This is a genomic window from Pseudomonas sp. Root71 (assembly GCF_001429045.1).
GTDB classification, from domain to species: Bacteria; Pseudomonadota; Gammaproteobacteria; order Pseudomonadales; family Pseudomonadaceae; genus Aquipseudomonas; species Aquipseudomonas monachiensis.
Genome location: NZ_LMHY01000024.1, coordinates 267 through 1,417, shown reverse-complemented (window position 1 = coordinate 1,417; position 1,151 = coordinate 267). Strand labels below are relative to the sequence as shown.

Annotated in this window: 1 protein-coding gene and 2 pseudogenes; all 3 read right to left on the bottom strand. The window is 62.7% G+C overall.

The annotated features are described in order from the left end of the window. Positions 1 to 398, bottom strand: a pseudogene (locus ASD95_RS29915) (immunoglobulin-like domain-containing protein); the annotation flags it as partial. Position 399: 1 nt separating this feature from the next. After that, a pseudogene (locus ASD95_RS29910) lies at positions 400 to 908 on the bottom strand (immunoglobulin-like domain-containing protein); the annotation flags it as partial. A gap of 1 nt (position 909) precedes the next feature. Continuing rightward, positions 910 to 1,151: immunoglobulin-like domain-containing protein (locus ASD95_RS29905; protein WP_236709749.1), on the bottom strand; the 242-nt coding region annotated here is incomplete at both ends.

Genomic DNA, 1,151 nt, shown 5'->3' with positions numbered 1-1,151 from the left:
GTGTTGGGCACCAGGTTTTCGAAGTTGCCGCCGGTGGTACCAGTGATGGTGGTGCTGACGGTGCTGCCATTGTTGTAAACGTCATTGGCCGCCGTCGGCACGTTCACGCTGCCGCGGGTCTGACCCGCTTCGATGGTGATGACCGAGCCGTTGCTCAAGGTTACGGTCATCGGCGTGCCGGCCGGATTGCTCAGGGTGGCGGTGTAGGTGATCTGRCCGCCTTCGGTGATGTTGCCGGTRGCSGTGAGGGTCAGCCCGGTGTTGTCCACGGARTCGGTGATGGTGGTCACGGCCGGGGTGGTGTTGGGCACCAGGTTTTCGAAGTTGCCGCCGGTGGTACCAGTGATGGTGGTGCTGACGGTGCTGCCATTGTTGTAAACGTCATTGGCCGCCGTCGGNGTGTTGGGCACCAGGTTTTCGAAGTTGCCGCCGGTGGTACCAGTGATGGTGGTGCTGACGGTGCTGCCATTGTTGTAAACGTCATTGGCCGCCGTCGGTACGTTGACGCTGCCGCTGGTCTGACCCGCTTCGATGGTGATGACCGAGCCGTTGGACAGAGTGACGGTTACTGGCGTCTGCGCCGGGTTGGTCAGTGTCGCGGTGTAGGTAATCTGGCCGCCTTCGGTGATGTTGCCGGTGGCGGTGAGGGTCAGGCCGGTGGTGTCCACGGAATCGGTGATGGTAGTCACGGCCGGAGCGGTATTCGGCACCAGGTTTTCGAAGTTGCCGCCGGTGGTACTGGTGATGGTGGTGCTGACGGTGCTGCCGTTGACATAAACGTCRTTGGCCGCCGTYGGCACGTTSACGCTGCCGCTGGTCTGGCCCGCTTCGATGGTGATGACCGAGCCGTTGCTCAAGGTTACGGTCATCGGCGTGCCGGCCGGATTGCTCAGGGTGGCGGTGTAGGTNCCGCTGGTCTGGCCCGCTTCGATGGTGATGACCGAGCCGTTGCTCAAGGTTACGGTCATCGGCGTGCCGGCCGGATTGCTCAGGGTGGCGGTGTAGGTGATCTGGCCGCCTTCGGTGATGTTGCCGGTGGCKGTGAGGGTCAGSCCGGTGGTGTCCACGGAATCGGTGATGGTGGTCACGGCCGGGGTAGTGTTGGGCACCAGGTTTTCGAAGTTGCCGCCGGTGGTACCAGTGATGGTGGT